The sequence below is a fragment of the Streptomyces sp. NPDC059169 genome, from assembly GCF_042755225.1.
Classification (GTDB): domain Bacteria; phylum Actinomycetota; class Actinomycetes; order Streptomycetales; family Streptomycetaceae; genus Streptomyces.
Map to the genome: position 1 here is coordinate 24,992 of NZ_JBHZCF010000032.1, position 17,973 is coordinate 42,964.

7 protein-coding genes and 2 pseudogenes are annotated in these 17,973 nt (G+C 72.8%); 3 read left to right on the forward strand and 6 right to left on the reverse strand.

What is annotated here, in order from left to right:
- Window positions 1-250: 250 nt before the first annotated feature.
- The 3 genes from ACFXOM_RS35070 to ACFXOM_RS35080 all read right to left on the reverse strand — a co-directional run bounded on the left by ACFXOM_RS35070 (window position 251) and on the right by ACFXOM_RS35080 (window position 3,555).
- Window positions 251-559: a hypothetical protein gene (locus ACFXOM_RS35070; RefSeq protein WP_384942417.1), complete on the reverse strand. Its 309-nt coding sequence runs from the start codon at window positions 557-559 to the stop codon at window positions 251-253.
- A gap of 159 nt (window positions 560-718) precedes the next feature.
- Window positions 719-1,759: an aminoglycoside phosphotransferase family protein gene (locus tag ACFXOM_RS35075; RefSeq protein ID WP_384942415.1), complete on the reverse strand. Its 1,041-nt coding sequence runs from the start codon at window positions 1,757-1,759 to the stop codon at window positions 719-721.
- A complete protein-coding gene (locus ACFXOM_RS35080) occupies window positions 1,756-3,555 on the reverse strand; it encodes an MDR family MFS transporter (protein ID WP_385041526.1) in 1,800 nt (599 codons plus the stop codon). The genes ACFXOM_RS35075 and ACFXOM_RS35080 overlap by 4 nt, the downstream gene beginning before the upstream one ends.
- Window positions 3,556-3,793: 238 nt before the next feature.
- Here ACFXOM_RS35080 and ACFXOM_RS35085 point away from each other — a divergent pair, with 238 nt between their 5' ends.
- From ACFXOM_RS35085 to ACFXOM_RS35095, 3 genes are all read left to right on the forward strand, one after another.
- Window positions 3,794-5,479, forward strand: a complete 1,686-nt coding sequence (locus ACFXOM_RS35085) for a flavin monoamine oxidase family protein (RefSeq protein ID WP_385041529.1) — start codon at window positions 3,794-3,796, stop codon at window positions 5,477-5,479.
- Between the two features lie 18 nt (window positions 5,480-5,497).
- Window positions 5,498-7,282 (forward strand): fatty acyl-AMP ligase, encoded by a 1,785-nt coding sequence (locus tag ACFXOM_RS35090; protein ID WP_384942411.1) that lies wholly within the window; start codon window positions 5,498-5,500, stop codon window positions 7,280-7,282.
- Between the two features lie 156 nt (window positions 7,283-7,438).
- The gene (locus tag ACFXOM_RS35095) at window positions 7,439-8,164 is read left to right on the forward strand and encodes a response regulator (RefSeq protein WP_384942409.1); all 726 of its coding nucleotides are present in this window, start codon (window positions 7,439-7,441) and stop codon (window positions 8,162-8,164) included.
- A gap of 39 nt (window positions 8,165-8,203) precedes the next feature.
- Here ACFXOM_RS35095 and ACFXOM_RS35100 read toward each other — a convergent pair whose 3' ends face one another.
- The 3 genes and pseudogenes from ACFXOM_RS35100 to ACFXOM_RS35110 form a co-directional block, all read right to left on the reverse strand.
- On the reverse strand, window positions 8,204-8,848 hold the full coding sequence (locus tag ACFXOM_RS35100; RefSeq protein ID WP_384942407.1) for a hypothetical protein: 645 nt from the start codon (window positions 8,846-8,848) through the stop codon (window positions 8,204-8,206).
- 199 nt (window positions 8,849-9,047) lie between these two features.
- Window positions 9,048-15,726: pseudogene (locus ACFXOM_RS35105) on the reverse strand (type I polyketide synthase); the annotation flags it as partial.
- A gap of 381 nt (window positions 15,727-16,107) precedes the next feature.
- Window positions 16,108-17,970 (reverse strand): annotated as a pseudogene (locus ACFXOM_RS35110) (SDR family oxidoreductase); the annotation flags it as partial.
- Window positions 17,971-17,973: the final 3 nt, after the last annotated feature.

A 17,973-nucleotide genomic window follows, 5' to 3' on the forward strand; every position in this document is an offset into this window, starting at 1 on the left:
CGCATGCCGTCTTTCTTGGACGGCCCTTCCGCAGGGCGTTGTTCGCGGCCAGGTCGCCGCGGTTGATCGGTGGCGGTGGGTGCGGCCGGAAGGGGCCGGTGGGCGACGCCGGCCCGGTGCGCGAACGCACCCTCGGACCACGTCCGTTCGGGATCGTCCCCGGGCCGTGGCCGGCAGCCGGCCGGCGGTCTCGGGGCCGCCCCGAACAGCTCCAGCAGCGCCGGGGCGGACTGCTTGACCAGCGGGCCGACTACGGCGTCCGGTTCGTGGACTGGGCGCGGGCCTTGACGGCGCTGCGGCGCGCGATCCGCAGGACGCGCACGGCTTCGACACGCCGGCCCGGCTCTTCGGCGTGCGTGGCCCGGCCGGACAGTACCGCCGCCGCGGCGGCGTGGGCGTCGAGCACGTCGAACTGCTTTTCATCCGCTGCGTTGTGCGATCGGGTCCGGTCCGCGTCGACGACGGTGTCCCCGGCGGCGTTCAGCACGCGGGTGGGATCGGCCCCGTCGGCGCCGGTACCCTCCACCCCCACCGTGACCAGCTCGCCGTGCGGGCGCATCCGTCCACCGGGTCGCGGTAGCCGCGGATCGTGGTCGGACTCCCGGTCGCCGACTGCCGGCCTACCTGGTCGATCACCGCGCCGTGGCGTGAGGCCGGAGGCGCCGGTCAGTCGGAGCGTCGGACCCACCCGCAGCGTCACCACGCCGCATCCTCACCGTCAGTCGGCGAGCATCAGCCCGCAGGCGGCCGCGAGCCCCTCCTGGACGCCCACCGAGTGCATCGCCCTCAGGTCCAGCTCGCTGCCCGGGAACATGCGGCCCGGCGCGAGTGCCCGTACGGCCCGGCCCATCGGCCCGACCCGGGTGGCGAGGTCGGCGAGGCGGCGCAGCTCGGGCAGGGAGTGGCCGTCGTCGGTCCACGGCTCCAGGTAGACGTCCCGCAGCCTGGCCAGCACGGCGGGTGCCTCCTCACCGAAGCGTTCCCGTACGACCCGGGCCACGACGAGGAGGCTGGTGAAGGGCATGGCCACGGAGGCCGCGTCCCAGTCGTGGAAGACGTACGAGCCGCCGCCGGCCCGGAACATCTGCCCCTCCTGGAGGTCGGAGTGGTCGAGGGTGGCCGCGATACCGGAGGCGTCGAGTTCTGCGCACCATCCGGCGAACCGGCCGGCCAGCTGCCTGAGGGCGCCGTGCACCTGGTCGTCGAGGCCGCCGGTGCGGTGCGTCAGCAGGCCGAAGACGGGCCCGAGCATCGCGGGCCGCAGGTCGGGCAGTCCGAACGCGAGGAGTTCGTCGCGGTGCGCGGACACGGTCCGCTGCAGTACCGCGTACTGCAGCAGTGCGTCCTGCCACGCCTGCGGGTCGGCAGCCAGGTCACCGAAGAGCTCTCCGCCGTGGGGGTGGAGTGTCCAACCGCGCTCGGTGTCCACGGCGAGCGGTTCGAGGACCTGGCCGGGCACCCAGGAGTGCAGGGCCGTCGCGAGCGCCGGTTCGAAGCGGGACGCGGGCGGGTTGGCCTTGAACCAGACGGGGCTGCCGCCCTCGACGGGCACGCGCACCAGGACCGACCAGGGGCGCAGCCGCACCCGCAGGCCGTCCGCGGACGGCTTCAGGCCGCGCCGGGCGAGGCTCTCGGCCACCCAGGACAGCGCCCCGGCCCGCCAGTCCTCCTCGGCCCACGGGGTCACCGCGTCGAAGCCGGCGGTGTCGGTGTCGGTGACCGGGCCGAGCGGCTGGTCGACTGTTTCTGCGGTGGTCATGCGTACTCCTTGGCGGCGGTCTCCCGCTCGGCGATCTGGGCCGCGCTCAGCTCGCGCAGCGGTACTTCCTTCAGGAACAGGGCGAGCACGGCGGTGACGGCCATCACGCCGCCTCCGATGAGGAACACCAGGTCGGTCGCGGTGTCGAAGGCCTCGCGGAACGGGCCGCTCAGCCGGGGATCGGCGTGGTCGAGGAACGAGGAGTCGTCGAGCTGCCGCCGGGAACCGTCCTCGATCTCGAAGAACGGCGCGTTCCGCGGATCGCGGGCGACGGCCGGGTCTGCGGCGGCGGCCGCGACCTCGGGCCGGTCGGCGGCCTCGGCGAGCCGCCCGGGCAGGGCGCCGAACAGCACCGACAGGAACAGGGCCACCCCGAACACCCCTGCCACCTGCCGGAAGAAGGTGACCGAGGCGGTGGCCGTCCCGATGTCGGCGACCGGCACCGAGTTCTGCGCGGCGACCATGAGGGTGCGGGTGCAGTTGCCGATGCCGATGCCGAAGGCGACGAGTACCAGCATCGGTACCCAGGACGGGGTGCCGGGGCCCGCCGTACGGAACACGAACATGCCGGCCCCGGTGACGAACGCGCCGACGACCGGGAACATCTTGTAACTGCCGCCGCGTTTGAGGACCTTGCTGGACCAGATGGTCGAGATGACGACGCCGGCCATCATCGGCAGCATCATCAATCCCGCCTGCACGGGTGCGTTGCCGCCGACGATCTGCAGATAGAGCGGTACGACGGAGATCGCGCCGAACATGCCCCCGCCGACCAGCATCGACACGGCGACGGCGACGCTGAACGTCGGTATGCGGAAGAGGTGCAGCGGGATCAGGGCGTCCGCGCCCATCCGCCGCTCGACCAGCAGGAATCCCAGGAATCCGGCGACGCCGAGCGCGGCGCAGGTCAGCGACCAGGCGGAGGTCCAGCCGCGCTGCTGCCCCTGCTCGGCAAGCAGCAGCAGCGGGACGGTGCCGGCCGTGATGGCGGCGGCGCCCCAGTGGTCGATCCGGCGCGACCGGGCTCGGTGCGGCACGTTGAGCACCCGAACGATCACCACCAGGGCGACGGCCGCGACGGGCACATTGATCAGGAAGATCCAGCGCCAGCCGGACAGGCCGAGGACGTCGCCCGCGCCGGCGAACAGACCGCCGACCAGCGGGCCGAGCAGGCTCGCCGACAGCCACACCGCCATGGACATGCCCTGGTACCGGGCCCGGTCCCTGGGCGGCACGAGATCGGCGGTGATCGCCATCGCGACGGCGGTGAGTCCGCCGCCTCCGAGACCTTGCAGGCCCCGGAACAGCGCCAGTTGGTGCATGGTGCCGGCCGCGGCGCAGGCGAGCGAGCCCGCGGTGAACAGCAGGACCGCGGCGACGAACAGGGGTTTGCGTCCGTAGATGTCGGACAGCTTGCCGTAGAGCGGCGTCGTCACCGTCGAGGTGATCAGATACGCGGTGGTCGCCCAGGCTTGCAACTGGAGGCCACCGAGGTCGTCGGCGATCGTACGGATCGACGCGCTCATGACCATCTGGTCCAGCGCCGAGAGGAACATGCCCGCCATCAGGCCCGGCATGACCGCCATGATCAGCCGGTGGGTGCGCTCTCGCTCCTCCTGCGACGCACCGTCCCCGGCCGGGGCCTCGACCCGTTCAACGGCCGGAGCCTCGACCGGGTCCGCGGACTGGGCCTCGTCTTCCCGCCGGTGCTTCTCCCCGCGGCGTCCGGCCCGGGACCACCCGCGGAGTTTCCGATGCCTTCCGCGCGCACGGCGAGCAGAGCTCGAGGTTGTCATGCGTGCGTCCCCCTCGGTGTTCGCCGCCGGATACCCAGCGCATTTCACTGAATTCCCCGACTGCCGGAGTCATCAGAGTGAACGGACGGAATGCGCGCGGGCAAGCCCCTATCGGATCCGCGCCGCACCCTGGGGCGACTAGGGGTTGCCCCAGGCCGGGCCCGATCGGCTCAATTCATGGTGTCCGCCGGATTCCGCTGCCTTCCGATCCGCCCTTCCGGTCCTGCTTTCGATCCGGATTTCGCGCACGGCCCGAGAGGTCTTCTCGATGACGCCAGACAGTTCCCCTCCGGTGACCATGCTCGTACCGGATTTCCCCTTCGCCTATGACGATTGGCTCCGGCGTCCCGCGGGCCTCGGCTCCCTGCCGCCGGAACGCCACGGCACGGAGGTCGCCGTCGTCGGCGCCGGCATGGCCGGCATGACCGCCGCCTACGAGCTGCTGCGGCTCGGGCTGCGCCCCGTTGTGTACGAGGCGGGCGGCATCGGCGGCCGGATGCGTTCCGTGCCGTTCCCCCGCCATCCGTCGAGCGTCGCGGAGATGGGCGCCATGCGGTTCCCCGTCTCCGCCCGCGCCCTGTTCCACTACGTGGACTTGCTGGGCCTCGATACCCGCCCCTTCCCGAACCCCCTCGCCCCGGGCACGCCGACGACGGTCGTCGACCTCGCCGGGCGGCGCGAGTGGGCGCGTACCGCCGACGAACTCCCCGCCGTCTTCCACGAGGTGTCCACCGCCTGGGACAAGTCGCTGCAGGAGCGCGCGGAGCTGTCCGTCCTGCGGGGCGCCGTCCAGGACCGTGACACGGCCACGCTCAAGGCTGTGTGGAACCGGCTGGTCGGCGAGTACGACGACGTGTCGTTCTACGGCTTCCTCGCCTCGTCGCCCGCGTTCCGCTCGTTCCGGCACCGGGAGATCTTCGGCCAGGTCGGCTTCGGCAGCGGCGGTTGGGACACCGACTTCCCCAACTCGATGCTCGAGATCCTGCGGGTCGTCGCCACCGACGCCGACAGCGACCACGTCCTCGTCGACGGCGGGTCCGAACGGATCCCGCGCGGCCTGTGGACCCACTCCCCCGAGCACCCGGCCCACTGGCCCGGCGGTACCTCGCTCGCCTCGCTGCACGACGACACCCCCCTGCCCGGAGTACGGGCACTGCGCGGGGTCGGCCCCGACATCGAGATCACCGACGCGTCAGGCACCGTCCGCCGGCACGCGGCCGTCGTGTTCACCCCCCATGTGTGGACGCTGCTCGGCCGGATCGATTGCGACGCCTCGCTGCTCTCCACCGACCAGTGGCTCGCCGTCGAGCGCACCCACTACATGGGCAGCTCCAAGCTCTTCGTGCTCACCGACCGCCCGTTCTGGCGCGACATCGATCCGCGTACCGGCCACGAGACCATGGGCATGACCCTCACCGACCGCTCCGCGCGCGGTGTGTACCTCTTCGACGAGGGCCCGGACCGGCCCGGCGTCATGTGTCTGTCGTACACGTGGAACGACGACTCGCTGAAGTTCGCCACCCTGTCGGAGCGGGAGCGGCTCGACGTCCTCCTCGCCCGGCTCGCCGACATCTATCCCGGTGTCGACATCCGCTCGCACATCATCGACGGTCCCCTCGGCGTCACGTGGGAGACCGAGCCGCACTTCATGGGTGCCTTCCGCGCCAACCTGCCCGGCCAGTACCGCTATCAGCGGCGCCTGTTCACCCAGTTCACGCACGGTGGGAACGGAGGGCACGGCGGGCTGTTCCTGTGCGGTGACGGCATCTCCTGGACACCCGGCTTCGCCGAAGGCGCGGTGACCACCGCCCTGAACGCGGTCTGGGGCGTCCTGCACCGGCTCGGCGGGCGCACGCATCCCACGAACCCGGGCCCCGGTGACCTCTTCGACCTCCTCGCTCCGGTTGTGCTCCCCTACGACTGAAGAACAGGACCAGCCACCATGTCCCTCACCAGGCCGCCCACGGCCAGACCACAGCCCACACCCCTGCACGACCGGGACCGAGCCCCGGCCGCCGTGCTCACGGTGACGGAGGCCCTCGCACTGCACAGCGTCAAGCAGCCGGACGAGACCGCCTACGTGTACCTGCGGGACGGCGAGACACCCGACAGCGAGATCACCTACCGCGAACTCGAGTCCGACGCCCGGGCGCGGGCAGCCGCCCTGTCCGCATCAGGGCTCGGCGCCGGCGACAGCGTCGTTCTGCTCTACCCGTCCGGCCTCGAGTTCGTCCGCACCCTCCTCGGCTGCATGTACGGGCGGATCGCCCCCGCCCCCGTCCAAGTGCCCACCCGCCGCCGCGGCCTGGAGCGGCTGCGGCGGATCGCCGACGACGCGGGCACCACCACGATCCTGACCACCGGCGCCATCAAGCAGGACCTGGAGGAACGGTTCGCCGGAGTGCCGGAGCTCGCCGGGCTGCGCCTCGTCGACACGGAGACGCTGCCGTACGGGCCTGACGGCTGGGACGGGCCCGCACCCGGCCCCGAGGACATCGCCCTGCTCCAGTACACCTCCGGCTCCACCGGCCACCCCAAGGCCGTGACAGTCACCCACGCCAACTTCCTGCACAACGTGGCGGAGACCGAGGACATCTGGCCGACCGGCCCCGACGGCGTCGTCGTGTCCTGGCTGCCCCTCTTCCACGACATGGGCATGCTGTTCGGCGTCCTGCTGCCGCTGTGCTCCGGCGTCCCCGCCTACCTCATGGAACCCGCCGCCTTCATCCGCAGGCCGCTGCGCTGGCTGGAGGCGCTGACCCGGTACCGCGGTACCCACGCCGCGGCGCCCAGTTTCGCCTACGAGCTGTGCGTGTCCGACCTCGCGGAGAACGGGCCCCGCGCGCCCCTGGACCTGTCCGCGTGGCGAGTGGCCGCCAACGGCGCGGAGCCGGTGCGCCACCGGGCGGTACGGGCGTTCACCGAGGCCTTCGCCTCCGCCGGCTTCGCACCGGAGGCCATGTGCCCCGGCTACGGGCTCGCCGAGAACACCCTGAAGGCCACCGCCTCCCCGTCGGACCGGGTGCCGAGCGTGCTGTGGGTCGGCTCCGACGCGCTCCTGGACGGCCGCTTCGAGCCGCGCGGCGAAGCCGAGGAGGGCGCACAGCCGCTGGTCGGCGCCGGAGCGGCGGCGGCCACGACCCGCGTGACGATCGTCGACCCGGTCACCCGGGAGGCACGGCCGGACGGCCGGATCGGCGAGATCTGGATCTCCGGGCCGTGCGTGGCACAGGGCTACCGGGACCGCGCCGAGGAGACCCGGGAGACCTTCGGAGCCGCGGTCGTGGGCGAGCCCGGGGTCCCGCACCTGCGCACCGGTGACCTGGGCTTCATGCACGACGGCGAACTGTTCGTGGCGGGCCGGCTGAAGGACGTCATCATCCGCAACGGCCGGAACTTCTACCCACAGGACATCGAACTGTCCGCCGAGAACGCGGTCGAGGGCCTGCGTCCCAACTGCGCGGCGGCGTTCTCCGTCGACGACGGCGACACCGAACGCCTGGTCGTCGTGGTGGAGACCGACGGCCGGGTGCTGCGCGGGCCCGGCGCCGAGCAGGTGCGCGAGAAGGTGCGGTCCGCCGTGCACGACGGGCAGCGGCTGCACACCGACGAGGTCCTCCTCATCCGCCGAGGCGCTCTGCCCCGCACGACCAGCGGCAAGGTGCAGCGCCGCGCCTGCCGGGCGCTGTACCTGGCCGGCGAGCTGGCCCTGGCCACCGCACGCTGACCGCCTTCGACCACGGGCACGGTCCCGCGGCTGCTCCGGAGTCGTCCTCCTCCGGAAGCCGCGGGCCCGTGCCCTTCCTCGTACAAGCGATAGGTTCGTCGCTGCGCGATGCGCCGACGACGACACGACGAACAGCACGACAACGGGGGTTTGCGCGTGAGCGAGACGGAACAGACGGGCGGACCGGTCCGGGTCCTGGTCGTGGATGATCAGCAGCTCGTCCGCGAGGGGCTGATGTCCCTGCTCGACCTGATGGACGACATCGAGGTCGTCGGCGGCGCCGCCGACGGCGCCGAGGCGGTCCAGCTGGTGGCCGAGACCCGGCCGCGGGTGGTCCTGATGGACTTGCGGATGCCGAAGATGGGCGGGGCGGAGGCGACCGCCCGCATCCTCGCCGACCATCCGGACGTGACCGTCCTCGCCCTGTCCACCTACGCCGATGACGAGTCGATCGCCGCTGCGCTGAGCGCCGGAGCACGCGGCTACCTCACCAAGGACGCCAACCGCGAGCAGATCGCGATGGCGATCCGCAACTCGGCGCACGGCCAGTCCACGTTCGACCCGACGATCACCCGCCGGCTCGCCGCGGCGCTCGCCGCGTCCCCTCCGCCTCCGCCGGCGTCGGCAGGTGCGGAACCGGAGCGCACGGAGCAGCCGCGGCCGAACCGTCGGCGGGTCTTCCCCGACGGCCTGACGGCCCGCGAGGTCGACGTGCTGCGGCTGATCGCCGAGGGGCTGAGCAACGCGGAGATCGCATCGACGCTGTTCATCGAGGAGACGACCGTCAAGACGCACATCAACAACGCGTTCGCGAAGATCGACGCGCGCAACCGGGCGGACGCGGTGCGCTACGCCTTCCAACAGGGACTGGCCCGGCCCTGAGGTATCAGGGCCGGGCCAGTCGGGCGGGGCGGCGGACGGTCAGAACGTCGCCGCCCCGTCGCGCGCGGCGGCGGTGGAACCGTTGACGGGGGATTCCTCGGTCTCCTCCGGGCCCGCCGCGGGCGTCGTGGCCGTACCGGCGGGAGTGCCGGACGGAGGGTTCTGGGCCGGGGCGGGGGGCAGGCGCCGGGCGCGGATCAGGCAGACCAGGGTGCGGTAACCGACCATCGTCATGGCCATCATGACGAAGAAGGCGGCAATGCCGTCCGAGCCCAGATCATTCTCGATCATGAACTTTCCGACCTTCTCGGCGAAGGAATCGGAGTTCTCGAGCCCCAGCAGGAACGCGGTGCGCAGGACCAGGACGGCGATCCAGATCCCGAGGTAGGCCCAGCCGGCCCGGGTGTAGACCCTGTGCTTCTTCAGCTCATTGCGATAGACGACCATGTTCCGCATCAGGAAGTACCCGATGCCGGCGCCGATCAGCGTGCCCACCAGCGCGGCCGTGTAGTTCGCGGCGGTGTAGGGCGTCCGCTCGTACGTGTCCCAGTACAGGTAGAGCGTGAAGCCCATGGACACGCTGAACTTGAACCAGCCGAAGCTGTGCCTGCCGACCTGCGTCAGCATGACGATGGCGAACAGCGCGCCGCTGAGCAGCAGTGCTTCCTTCATGGCGTCACTCATGTGAGCCCCCTTCATCCGCCCCAGGGACCAGGGGCTTTCCTCGTCGACATCGAAATTACGGCGGGGCGTCGTTGGTTTCCTGGGCCCGGCGGTGGAGGTACGGGGCCGGACGGGTGGGGACTTTCCTCCACCCCCGGGTCCACCCGGGTGGACCCGGGGGTTCGGGGGCACGCCCGTCCGGCGGTCGAGCAGGTGCCGCTCAGCCGGCTCGTGCGGCGAGCCAGCCGTCCACGGCCCCGGCGGTGGTGGCCGCGTGCTCCTCCATCATCGAGAAGTGGTCGCCGGCGGTGTCCACGGCCTCGTGCGGGTGCTCCCAGCGGGAGCGCCACTCGGCGTCGCCCGCGTCCCACGCAGCGAGCGGTGCCTCCGCGCGGACCAGCAGCGTCGGCGCCTCGACGGGCTCCGGCCGCCACTGCCCGAAGAGCCGGAAGTAGCCGCCCATGGCCGTGAGCCGTGCGTCGTCCATGGGCAGGAACCCGCCCGTGTCCCCGCCCATTCCGTCGGCCAGCCTGCTCTCGATCCCGTCGAACGCCTTACGGCTCGGCGCGTACACGTCCATGAGCACAAGGGCCTCGGGCCGCACCCCGCGGGCTTCCAGGGTCCGCACCAGGGCGTGTGCGAGCAGCCCGCCAGAGGAGTGCGCGGCGACCGCGAACGGCTCCTCGCCGACATGGGCGAGCAGGGCGTCCGCCTGTGCCTCGGCGAGCGCATCGACGCTGGCCGGGAACAGTTCCCCGGCGAGGAACCCGGGCGCCGGCAGCACCGACACGTCCCGCACCTCGCGCAGCGCGGCGGCGAACCGCGCGTACTCGTGCGGCCCCGACATCGCGAGGACCGACGGGATGCACACCAGGCCGGGCCCGGCGGGCCCCTTCGAGAGGCGTACGACGTCGAGCTCGCCGGTCAACTGGTCCCCGGAGGTGAACACGGGGCGGAACTCGGAGGCGGCGGACAGCAGTCCGGTGAACTCGGCCAACCGGTCCGTCTCCACCGCGCGCCGGGCCATCGGCCCGAACACGCTCGGTTCCCGCACGGCCGCCCGGGTGGCCGACTGCGCGCCGGCGGTGCCGCCGGCGGCCGCCGCGTCGCCGAACGCGCCCGCGATGTACGCGGCGAGGTCGGACGGTGTCGGGTTCTCGAAGACCACGGTCGGCGGCAGCGACACACCGGCCGCCTTCGCCAGCCGGTTGCGGAGCTCGACGCCGGTCAGCGAGTCGAAGCCCATCTCCAGGAAGGCCCGCCCGGGGTCGACCGCCGTGGCATCGGGCAGGGCGAGCACGGACGCCACCTGAGCCCTGAGGAACTCCAGTACGACGGCGGGCCGTTCGTCCTCACCCGCACGTTCCAGACGGTTCCGGAACTCCCGCGCGGCGCCGTCGAGGGGTCCGGAGCGCCGCGACGGCACCCTGATCAGGCCGCGCAGCAGCGGCGGCACCTCGTCCAGCTGGGCACGCAGGGCGGCGAAGTCGAGGCGCATCGGCACCAGATGATCCCGGTCGGAGCCGAGCGCGAGGTCGAACAGGGCGAGCCCCTCCTCGGTGTCGAGGCCCGCGATGCCGGTCCGCAGCGCCGCCTTCAGCGCCTCGTCGTCACGGTCGCCCGCCATGCCGCTGCGCTCGTTCCACAGGCCCCAGGCGAGGGAGACGACGGGCAGGCCGAGGGCCCGGCGGTGGGCGGCGAGGGCGTCGAGGAAGGCGTTCGCGGCGGCGTAGTTGGCCTGACCCGGGTTGCCGGCGACACCGGCCGCGGACGAGAACAGGACGAACGCCGAGAGGTCCGTCTCCCGGGTCAACTCGTGCAGGTGCAGGGCAGCGTCCACCTTGGGCCTGAGGACGGCACCGAGCCGGTCGGGGGTCAGGGTCTCGAGGACACCGTCGTCCAGGACACCCGCGCCGTGGACGACGGCGGTCAGCGGCCGGTCCGCGGGAATCCCCGCGAGCAGCGCGGCCACGGCCTCCCGGTCGGCGGTATCGCAGGCCTCGAACGCCACCTCGGCGCCGAGCGCGGACAGTTCGTCGCGCAGTGCGGCCGCGCCCTCGGCGGCCGGACCTCGCCGGCTGGCGAGCAGCAGGCTGCGCACCCCGTGCTCGGCCACGAGGTGCCGGGCAACCAGGGCACCGAGGGTGCCGCTCGCACCGGTGACGAGCACGGTACCCCCGGCATGGGCCAGCCGGCCCGCGGCCCGTTCGTCGACGGCGGGCCGGACGAGCCTCGGGGCGCTGACGGCACCGTCCCTGACCGCGGTCTGCGGCTCGCCGCTCGCCAGAGCGGCGGCCAGGGCACGCCCGGCGCCGGCGGAGCCGACGGGGACGTCGAGGTCCACCAGCGCGAACCGGCCGGGGTTCTCCGACTGCGCGGACCGGACCAGTCCCCACACGGCGGCGTGCCCCAGACCGGCGACCTCCTCGCCCGGCCGGGCGGCGACGGCGTTCCGGGTGACGAACACGAGCCGCGTCCCGGCAGCCGGCCCACAGGCCAGCCAGCCCTGAAGAAGCCCCAGCACACCGGCGGTGCGCCGGTGCACGTCGGCGGGTGTGGGGAGCGCCGAGGGCTGGGTGCCCTGGACCGGCGTGGTCGGGTCGGGGGTCGGGAGTGGGAGCAGGACCAGCTCGGGAGCGGGGGTGCCCTGCTCCATGGCCTTGATCAGGGCGTCGAGTGTCTCGTAACGGGTGCCGGGGGCTAGCTCGCCCGGCCGGTCGCCGTCGCCCGTGCCCGCGTCACCGACGACGACGTAGTCGCCGAGGTCCGCACGGCCCGTGCCGGCGACCGGCGTCCAGTCGACCGCGAACAGGGTGTCGTGGTGCCGGCCGGCCGCACCCCGCAGCGCCTCCGCGGGCACCTCCCGTACGACGAGGCCGTCGGCGGACAGCACCGGGGAGCCGTCATCGTCGGCGGCCCGCAGGGAGATCTCGTGCTCCCCGGTCCGGGTCAAGCGGATCCGCAGCCGGTCGGCGCCGTCCCGGTGACGCGACACCCCCGTCCACGAGAACGGCAGCCGCAGCGGCGCCTCCCCGGAGATCTCGGCGCCGACCATCCCGGCGTGCAGGGAGGCGTCGAGCAGGGCGGGATGCAGTCCGAACCGGGCGGCATCGGACGACGCCTGCTCGGGCAGCGTGATGTCGGCGTACGTGTCGTCGCCGGACCGCCAGGCGGCCCGCAGCCCCTGGAACACGGGCCCGTAGTCGACCCCCGCCGCGTGCAGCCGCTCGTAGAGCCCGTCGACGGCGAGCGGTTCGGCGCCGGCCGGCGGCCACGCGGCGAAGTCGAAGTCGGGGGCGGCGGGTTCGGGGGCGAGCTCGCCGGTTGCGTGCGTCGTCCACGGCACCTCGTCGGCTGCACCGTCAAGGCGGGAGTGCACCGATACGGGGCGCCGCCCGTCGGCATCCGGCGGGCCGACGACGACCTGCACGGCGGCCCTTTCGTCACCGGCGAGGACCAGCGGTGTGGCGAGGGTGAGTTCGTCGAGCCGGTGGCATTCGGCCCGCTCACCCGCGCTCAGCGCCATCTCGACGAACGCGGTCCCGGGCACCAGCACCGTGCCGTCGACGGCGTGGTCGGCGAGCCACGGGTGGGTGCGCAGCGCGAGGCGTCCGGTGAGCACCGTATGACCACCGTCGGCCATGGTGAGGGCTGCCGGGAGCAGCGGGTGCGCGGCGGACTGGAGTCCCACGGTGGAGACGTCGCCGACGGACGGGGCGCTGTCGAGCCAGTAGCGGTCGCGCTGGAAGGCGTACGTCGGCAGCTCGACGGCACGGCTCTCGGCGGGGAACACGGTGTCCCAGTCGGGCACCGCCCCGCAGCTCGCCGCGTGGGCGAGCGCGCCGAGGAACCGGTCCTGCCCGCCCTCGTCGCGCCGCAGCGTCGGGACGAGTTCGACGGGGACACCGGCGTCGTCGGCGATGCCCTGGAGCGGGACGGTCAGCACCGGGTGCGGGCTGACCTCCAGGAAGACCCGATGACCGTCGGCGAGCATCGCCCGGGCGGCGGCGTCGAACTGCACGGTCTGGCGGGCGTTGCGGTACCAGTAGTCACCGTCCATGTCCGTGGTGTCGACCAGTCCGCCGGTCACGGTCGAGTACAGCGGCAGCGTCGACACGACGGGCCGCACGGCCAGTTCGCCGAGCATCCGGTCGCGCAGCGCCTCCACCTGGACCGAGTGGCCGGCGGCGTTCGCCCCGCGGATCCGGCGGGCCCGTATGCGGTCCTCGTCGCACGCGGCGACGAAGGCGTCCACCGCGTCGGGGTCGCCGGAAACCACGCAGGCGGAGGGGCCGTTGGCGGCCGCGACCGACAGCTTGCCCTCCCAGCGGGCGATCCGGGCGAGGACCTCGTCCCGGCCGGCCAGTACGGACGCCATGGCGCCCTTGCCGGCCAGTGAGCACAGGGCCGTGTTGCGCGCGGCGGTGATCCGGGCCGCGTCCCGCAGCCCGATCACGCCCGCCACGCAGGCGGCGGCCACCTCGCCCTGGGAGTGCCCGACGACGGCGCCCGGTTCGATGCCGTACGAACGCCACAGGGCAGCCAGGGACACCATCATGGTGAACAGCACCGGCTGCACCGCGTCGATGCGGTCCAGGGTGGGCGCGGCGGGGTCGCCCCGCAGGACGGCCTCCACCGACCAGTCCTGGAACTCGGCGAACGCCGCGTCACAGGCCGCGACCGACTCCGCGAACACCTGCGAGGAATCCAGGAGCCCCTGTGCCATGCCGACCCACTGGGTGCCGTGCCCGGGGAACACGAACACGGGCCGGGTGCCGGGCCGAGCCGTCCCGCGCACCACGTTCGCTGCGCTCTCCTCGCCGGCGAGCACCGCGAGCCCGCGCAGCAGCTCCTCCCGGTCGGCGGCCACGACCGCGCCCCGGTGGTCGAACACGGCCCGCTCCCGGACGAGCGCCCGCCCCGCCTCGTACGGCGTGATGCCGGCGTGACGACGCAGGTGGACGCGCAGCGCACGCGCCTGCCCCCGCAACGCCCCGGGCGACTTCGCCGAGAGGAGCACGGGGACGGGGGTCTGACCGGCCTGGGCGTGGTCCGCCTCGGCCTCACCGGCCGACGGCCGTTCGTCCTGGGCCTGCTCGGTCGGCGCTTGCTCGGTCGGCGCTTGCTCGATGATGGCGTGGGCGTTGGTGCCGCTCAGGCCGAACGAGGACACCCCGGCGCGGCGCGGCGCGCCGGTCTCCGGCCAGGGCCGGGCCTCGGTGAGCAGTTCGACTCCGCCGCCCGCCCAGTCGACTTTGGTGGACGCCGCGTCCACGTGCAGCGTCTTGGGCAGCACGCCGTTCCGGATCGCCTGCACCATCTTGATCACACCGGCGACCCCGGCTGCGGCCTGGGTGTGCCCAATGTTCGACTTCAGGGACCCCAGCCACAGCGGCCGGCCCTCAGGACGGCCGTCGCCGTACGTGGCCATCAACCCCTGAGCCTCGATCGGGTCGCCGAGCGTCGTGCCGGTGCCGTGCGCGTCGACCGCGTCGACCTGATCGGGCGTCAGCCGGGCGTTGGTGAGCGCGGCGAGGATGACGTCCCGCTGGGACGGACCGCTGGGGGCGGTGAGCCCGTTGGACGCGCCGTCCTGATTGACAGCGGTACCCCGAACCACCGCGAGCACCCGGTGCCCGTTGCGGCGGGCGTCCGAGAGGCGCTCCAGCACGAGCAGGCCCGCGCCCTCCGCGAAACCGGTCCCGTCGGCCGCGTCCGCGAACGACTTGCACCGGCCGTCGGGCGCGAGGCCCTGCAGCAGGCTCAGCTCGAAGAACGTCGTCGGCGTGCACATCACCGTGACCCCGCCGGCCAGTGCCAACGAGCAGTCGCCCTGCCGCAGCGCCTGCACGGCGAGGTGCAGGGTCACGAGCGACGACGAGCAGGCCGTGTCGACGGTGATCGCGGGGCCCTCCAGGCCGAGGCTGTAGGCGATGCGGCCGGACACGATGCTTCCGGTGCTTCCGGTGCCGAGGAACGCCTCGACGCCCTCCGGCACGGCGGTCAGCGCGGAGACGTAATCCGAGTTGTTCATCAGCCCGGCGTACACACCGGTGCTGCTGCCGCGCAGGCTCGTCGGATCGATGCCGGCGTGCTCGAACGCCTCCCACGCCACTTCGAGCAGCAGTCGGTGCTGGGGATCCATGGCCGCCGCCTCGCGCGGCGAGATCCCGAAGAACACCGGGTCGAACCCGGCCACATCCTCCAGGAAACCGCCGCTGCGGCAGGCCAGCGGCCGGACGCCGTTGTCGACGTCCCAGCCACGGTCGGTCGGGAACGGCACGACACCGTCGCGGCCCTGCTCGACCAGCTCCCACAGATCGTCGGCCGACTCGACGCCGCCGGGGAACCGGCAGCCGATGCCGACGATCGCGATCGGCTCGTGCGCCTTCTCCTCTTCCTCGCTCAGCCGCCGGCGCGTCTGGTGCAGATCGGCCGTGACCTGCTTGAGGAAGTGTCGCAGTTTCTCTTCGTTCGCCATGGTGTCGCGTCCTCGCAGATCAGGAGATACCGAACTCTTTGCCGATGAAGTCGAAGATCTCGTCGTCGCTCGCCGACTCGATCGTTCCGGTGATGTCGCCGCCGTCCGTGCTCTCCGGCTCACCGTCCTCGGACCAGCTCGCGAGCAGCGCCCGCAGCCGGGCCGTGACCCGGGCGCGCTGGCCGCTGTCGGGCCGCGCCCCGGCCAGCGTCCGGGCAAGCCGGTCGAGGTCGGCGAGCACCGGGGAATCGCCCTGCGCCTCGTCCAGTTCGGCCGCGATGTGGGCGACCAGCTCCGTCGGCGACGGGTGGTCGAAGACCAGCGTCGCGGCCATCCTCAGCCCGGTGATCTCACCGAGCCTGTTGCGCAGCTCCACCGCGGTCAACGAGTCGAAGCCGAGGTCGCGGAAGGCCCGGTCGGCCTGGACCTCGTGGGCCCCGGCGTAGCCGAGCACCGCCGCCACCTCCGACGTGACCGCCTCCAGGAGCACGGCCTCCCGCTCGGGGCCGCCGAGCCCGGCGAGCCGCTCACGCAGGGCCGACCCCGCTGCCGCCACTCGCTTGGCCCGAGCCTTGACGAGCCGCGAGAGCAGCGGAGGAACCGCCCCGCCCGCGGCGCGCAGCGCCGGGAGGTCGAGTCGGATCGGCACGAGGGCCGGGGTGTCGACGGCACCGAGGGCGGCATCGAGCAGGGCGAGGCCGTCACCGTCGGACAGCGCGACCACACCGTCCCGGGCCATCCGCCGCACCTCGCCGCCGCCCAGGTCGGTGATCATGCCGCTGTCCTTCTGCCACAGGCCCCAGGCCAGGGAGAGACCGGGCAGGCCGAGGGCTTGGCGGTGGGCGGCGAGGGCGTCGAGGAAGGCGTTCGCAGCCGCGTAGTTCGCCTGACCCGGGTTGCCCACCACACCGGCCGCGGACGAGAACAGGACGAACGCCGAAAGGTCCATCTCCCGGGTCAACTCATGCAGATGCAGGGCCGCGTCGACCTTCGGCCGCATCACCGCATCCAGACGCCCCGGCGTCATCGCCGACAACACACCATCATCGAGAACACCGGCCGCATGCACCACACCCGACAGATCAACAACATCACGCAACAGCGCAGCCAACGCCTCACGATCAGCCACATCACACGCCGCCACAACAACCTCAGCACCCAACTCACCCAACTCCGCCACCAGCTCGACCACCCCAGGCGCCTCCACACCACGCCGACTGGTCAACAACAGACTCCGCACCCCGTGCTCGACCACCAAGTGCCGCGCCACCAAAGCACCCAACGCACCCGTACCACCCGTAACGAGAACCGTCCCCTCACCGAAAGCCCGAGACACACCCCCCTGCCCCCCGCCACCCGGACCAGTCCGCACCAACCTCGGCACCAGAGTCCGGTTGTCACGGACGGCCAGCTGCGGCTCGCCACAACCCACCGCCGAGGCAAGCCCGGCCACCGAGTCGAGGTCGTCCACGTCCACGAGCAGGAAGCGGCCCGGATTCTCGGACTGCGCAGCCCTGATCAGACCCCAGACGGGGGCGTGCACCAAGTCGGTGACCTCGTCCCCGGGCGTCGCCGCGACCGCGCCCGAGGTCACGAACACCATCGGCGTCTCGGCGAACATGTCGTCCGCGAGCCACTCGTGCAGCAGACCGAGCACCCGGTGCGCAGCCGCACGGGCGGTGACGGCCAGGTCGCCGACCGGGGCCGCCGGTCCGCCCCGAACGGCCCCAAGCGGTACGAGGACGGCGGACGGCACGGGGGCGCCGGCGGCAACCTCCTCGCGGAGCGAGGCGATCGTCGCCCGGTCCACCGCCTCGATCTCCACACCCTTGAGCGCGGGAAGCAGACCGAGACCGTCGTCACCGGCCACCACCCACTGGCCGAAGGGGAACGCGGGAGCGGCCGGAATCACCTCCCAGGCCAGCCGGAACAGGTCCTCGTGCGCCGAGTCCGCGTCCCCGGCCGCGACAAGCTGTTCGGCGGAGACGGTACGGAGGTCGAGGGCACCGATCGTGGCGACGGGGCGACCGTGGTCGTCGGCGACCGCGAGCGTGACGCTGTCGGCGCCGGCCGTGGTGATCCGCACGCGCAGCGCGGTGGCGCCCGTGGCGTGGAGGGCGACTCCCCTCCAGGAGAACGGCAGCTTGGCCGTCTCCGTCTCCGCCTGCTCCTCGCCGTAACCAATGGCGTGCAGGGCGGCGTCGAGGAGCGCCGGGTGGATGCCGTACGAGGCGGCGTCGGCGCCGTCAGGAAGGGCGACCTCGGCGAACACCTCACCGTCCGCACCCCGCCAGGCAGCCCGCAGGCCCTGGAACAACGGCCCGTACTCAAGACCGAGCCCGGCCAACTCGTCATACACGTTCTCCGCGTCGACTGGCTCTGTTCCGGTCGGGGGCCAGTCGCTGAACGCCTCGGTGCGGCCGACGGTGTCGTCGGACACCGAAACGCGGCCGGTCGCGTGGAGGACCCAGGGCGCGTCGGCCGTGGAGCCTTCCCTGCGGGAGTGGACGGTCAGGTCGCGCCGCTCGGAGTCGTCGGCCGAACCGACCACGACCCGAAGGTCCACCGCTCCGTGCTCGGGCAGGACCAGGGGGGCGGCAAGGGTGAGCTCGTCGACCAGATCACAGCCGACCTCATCCCCCGCCCGCAGGGCGAGTTCCACGAA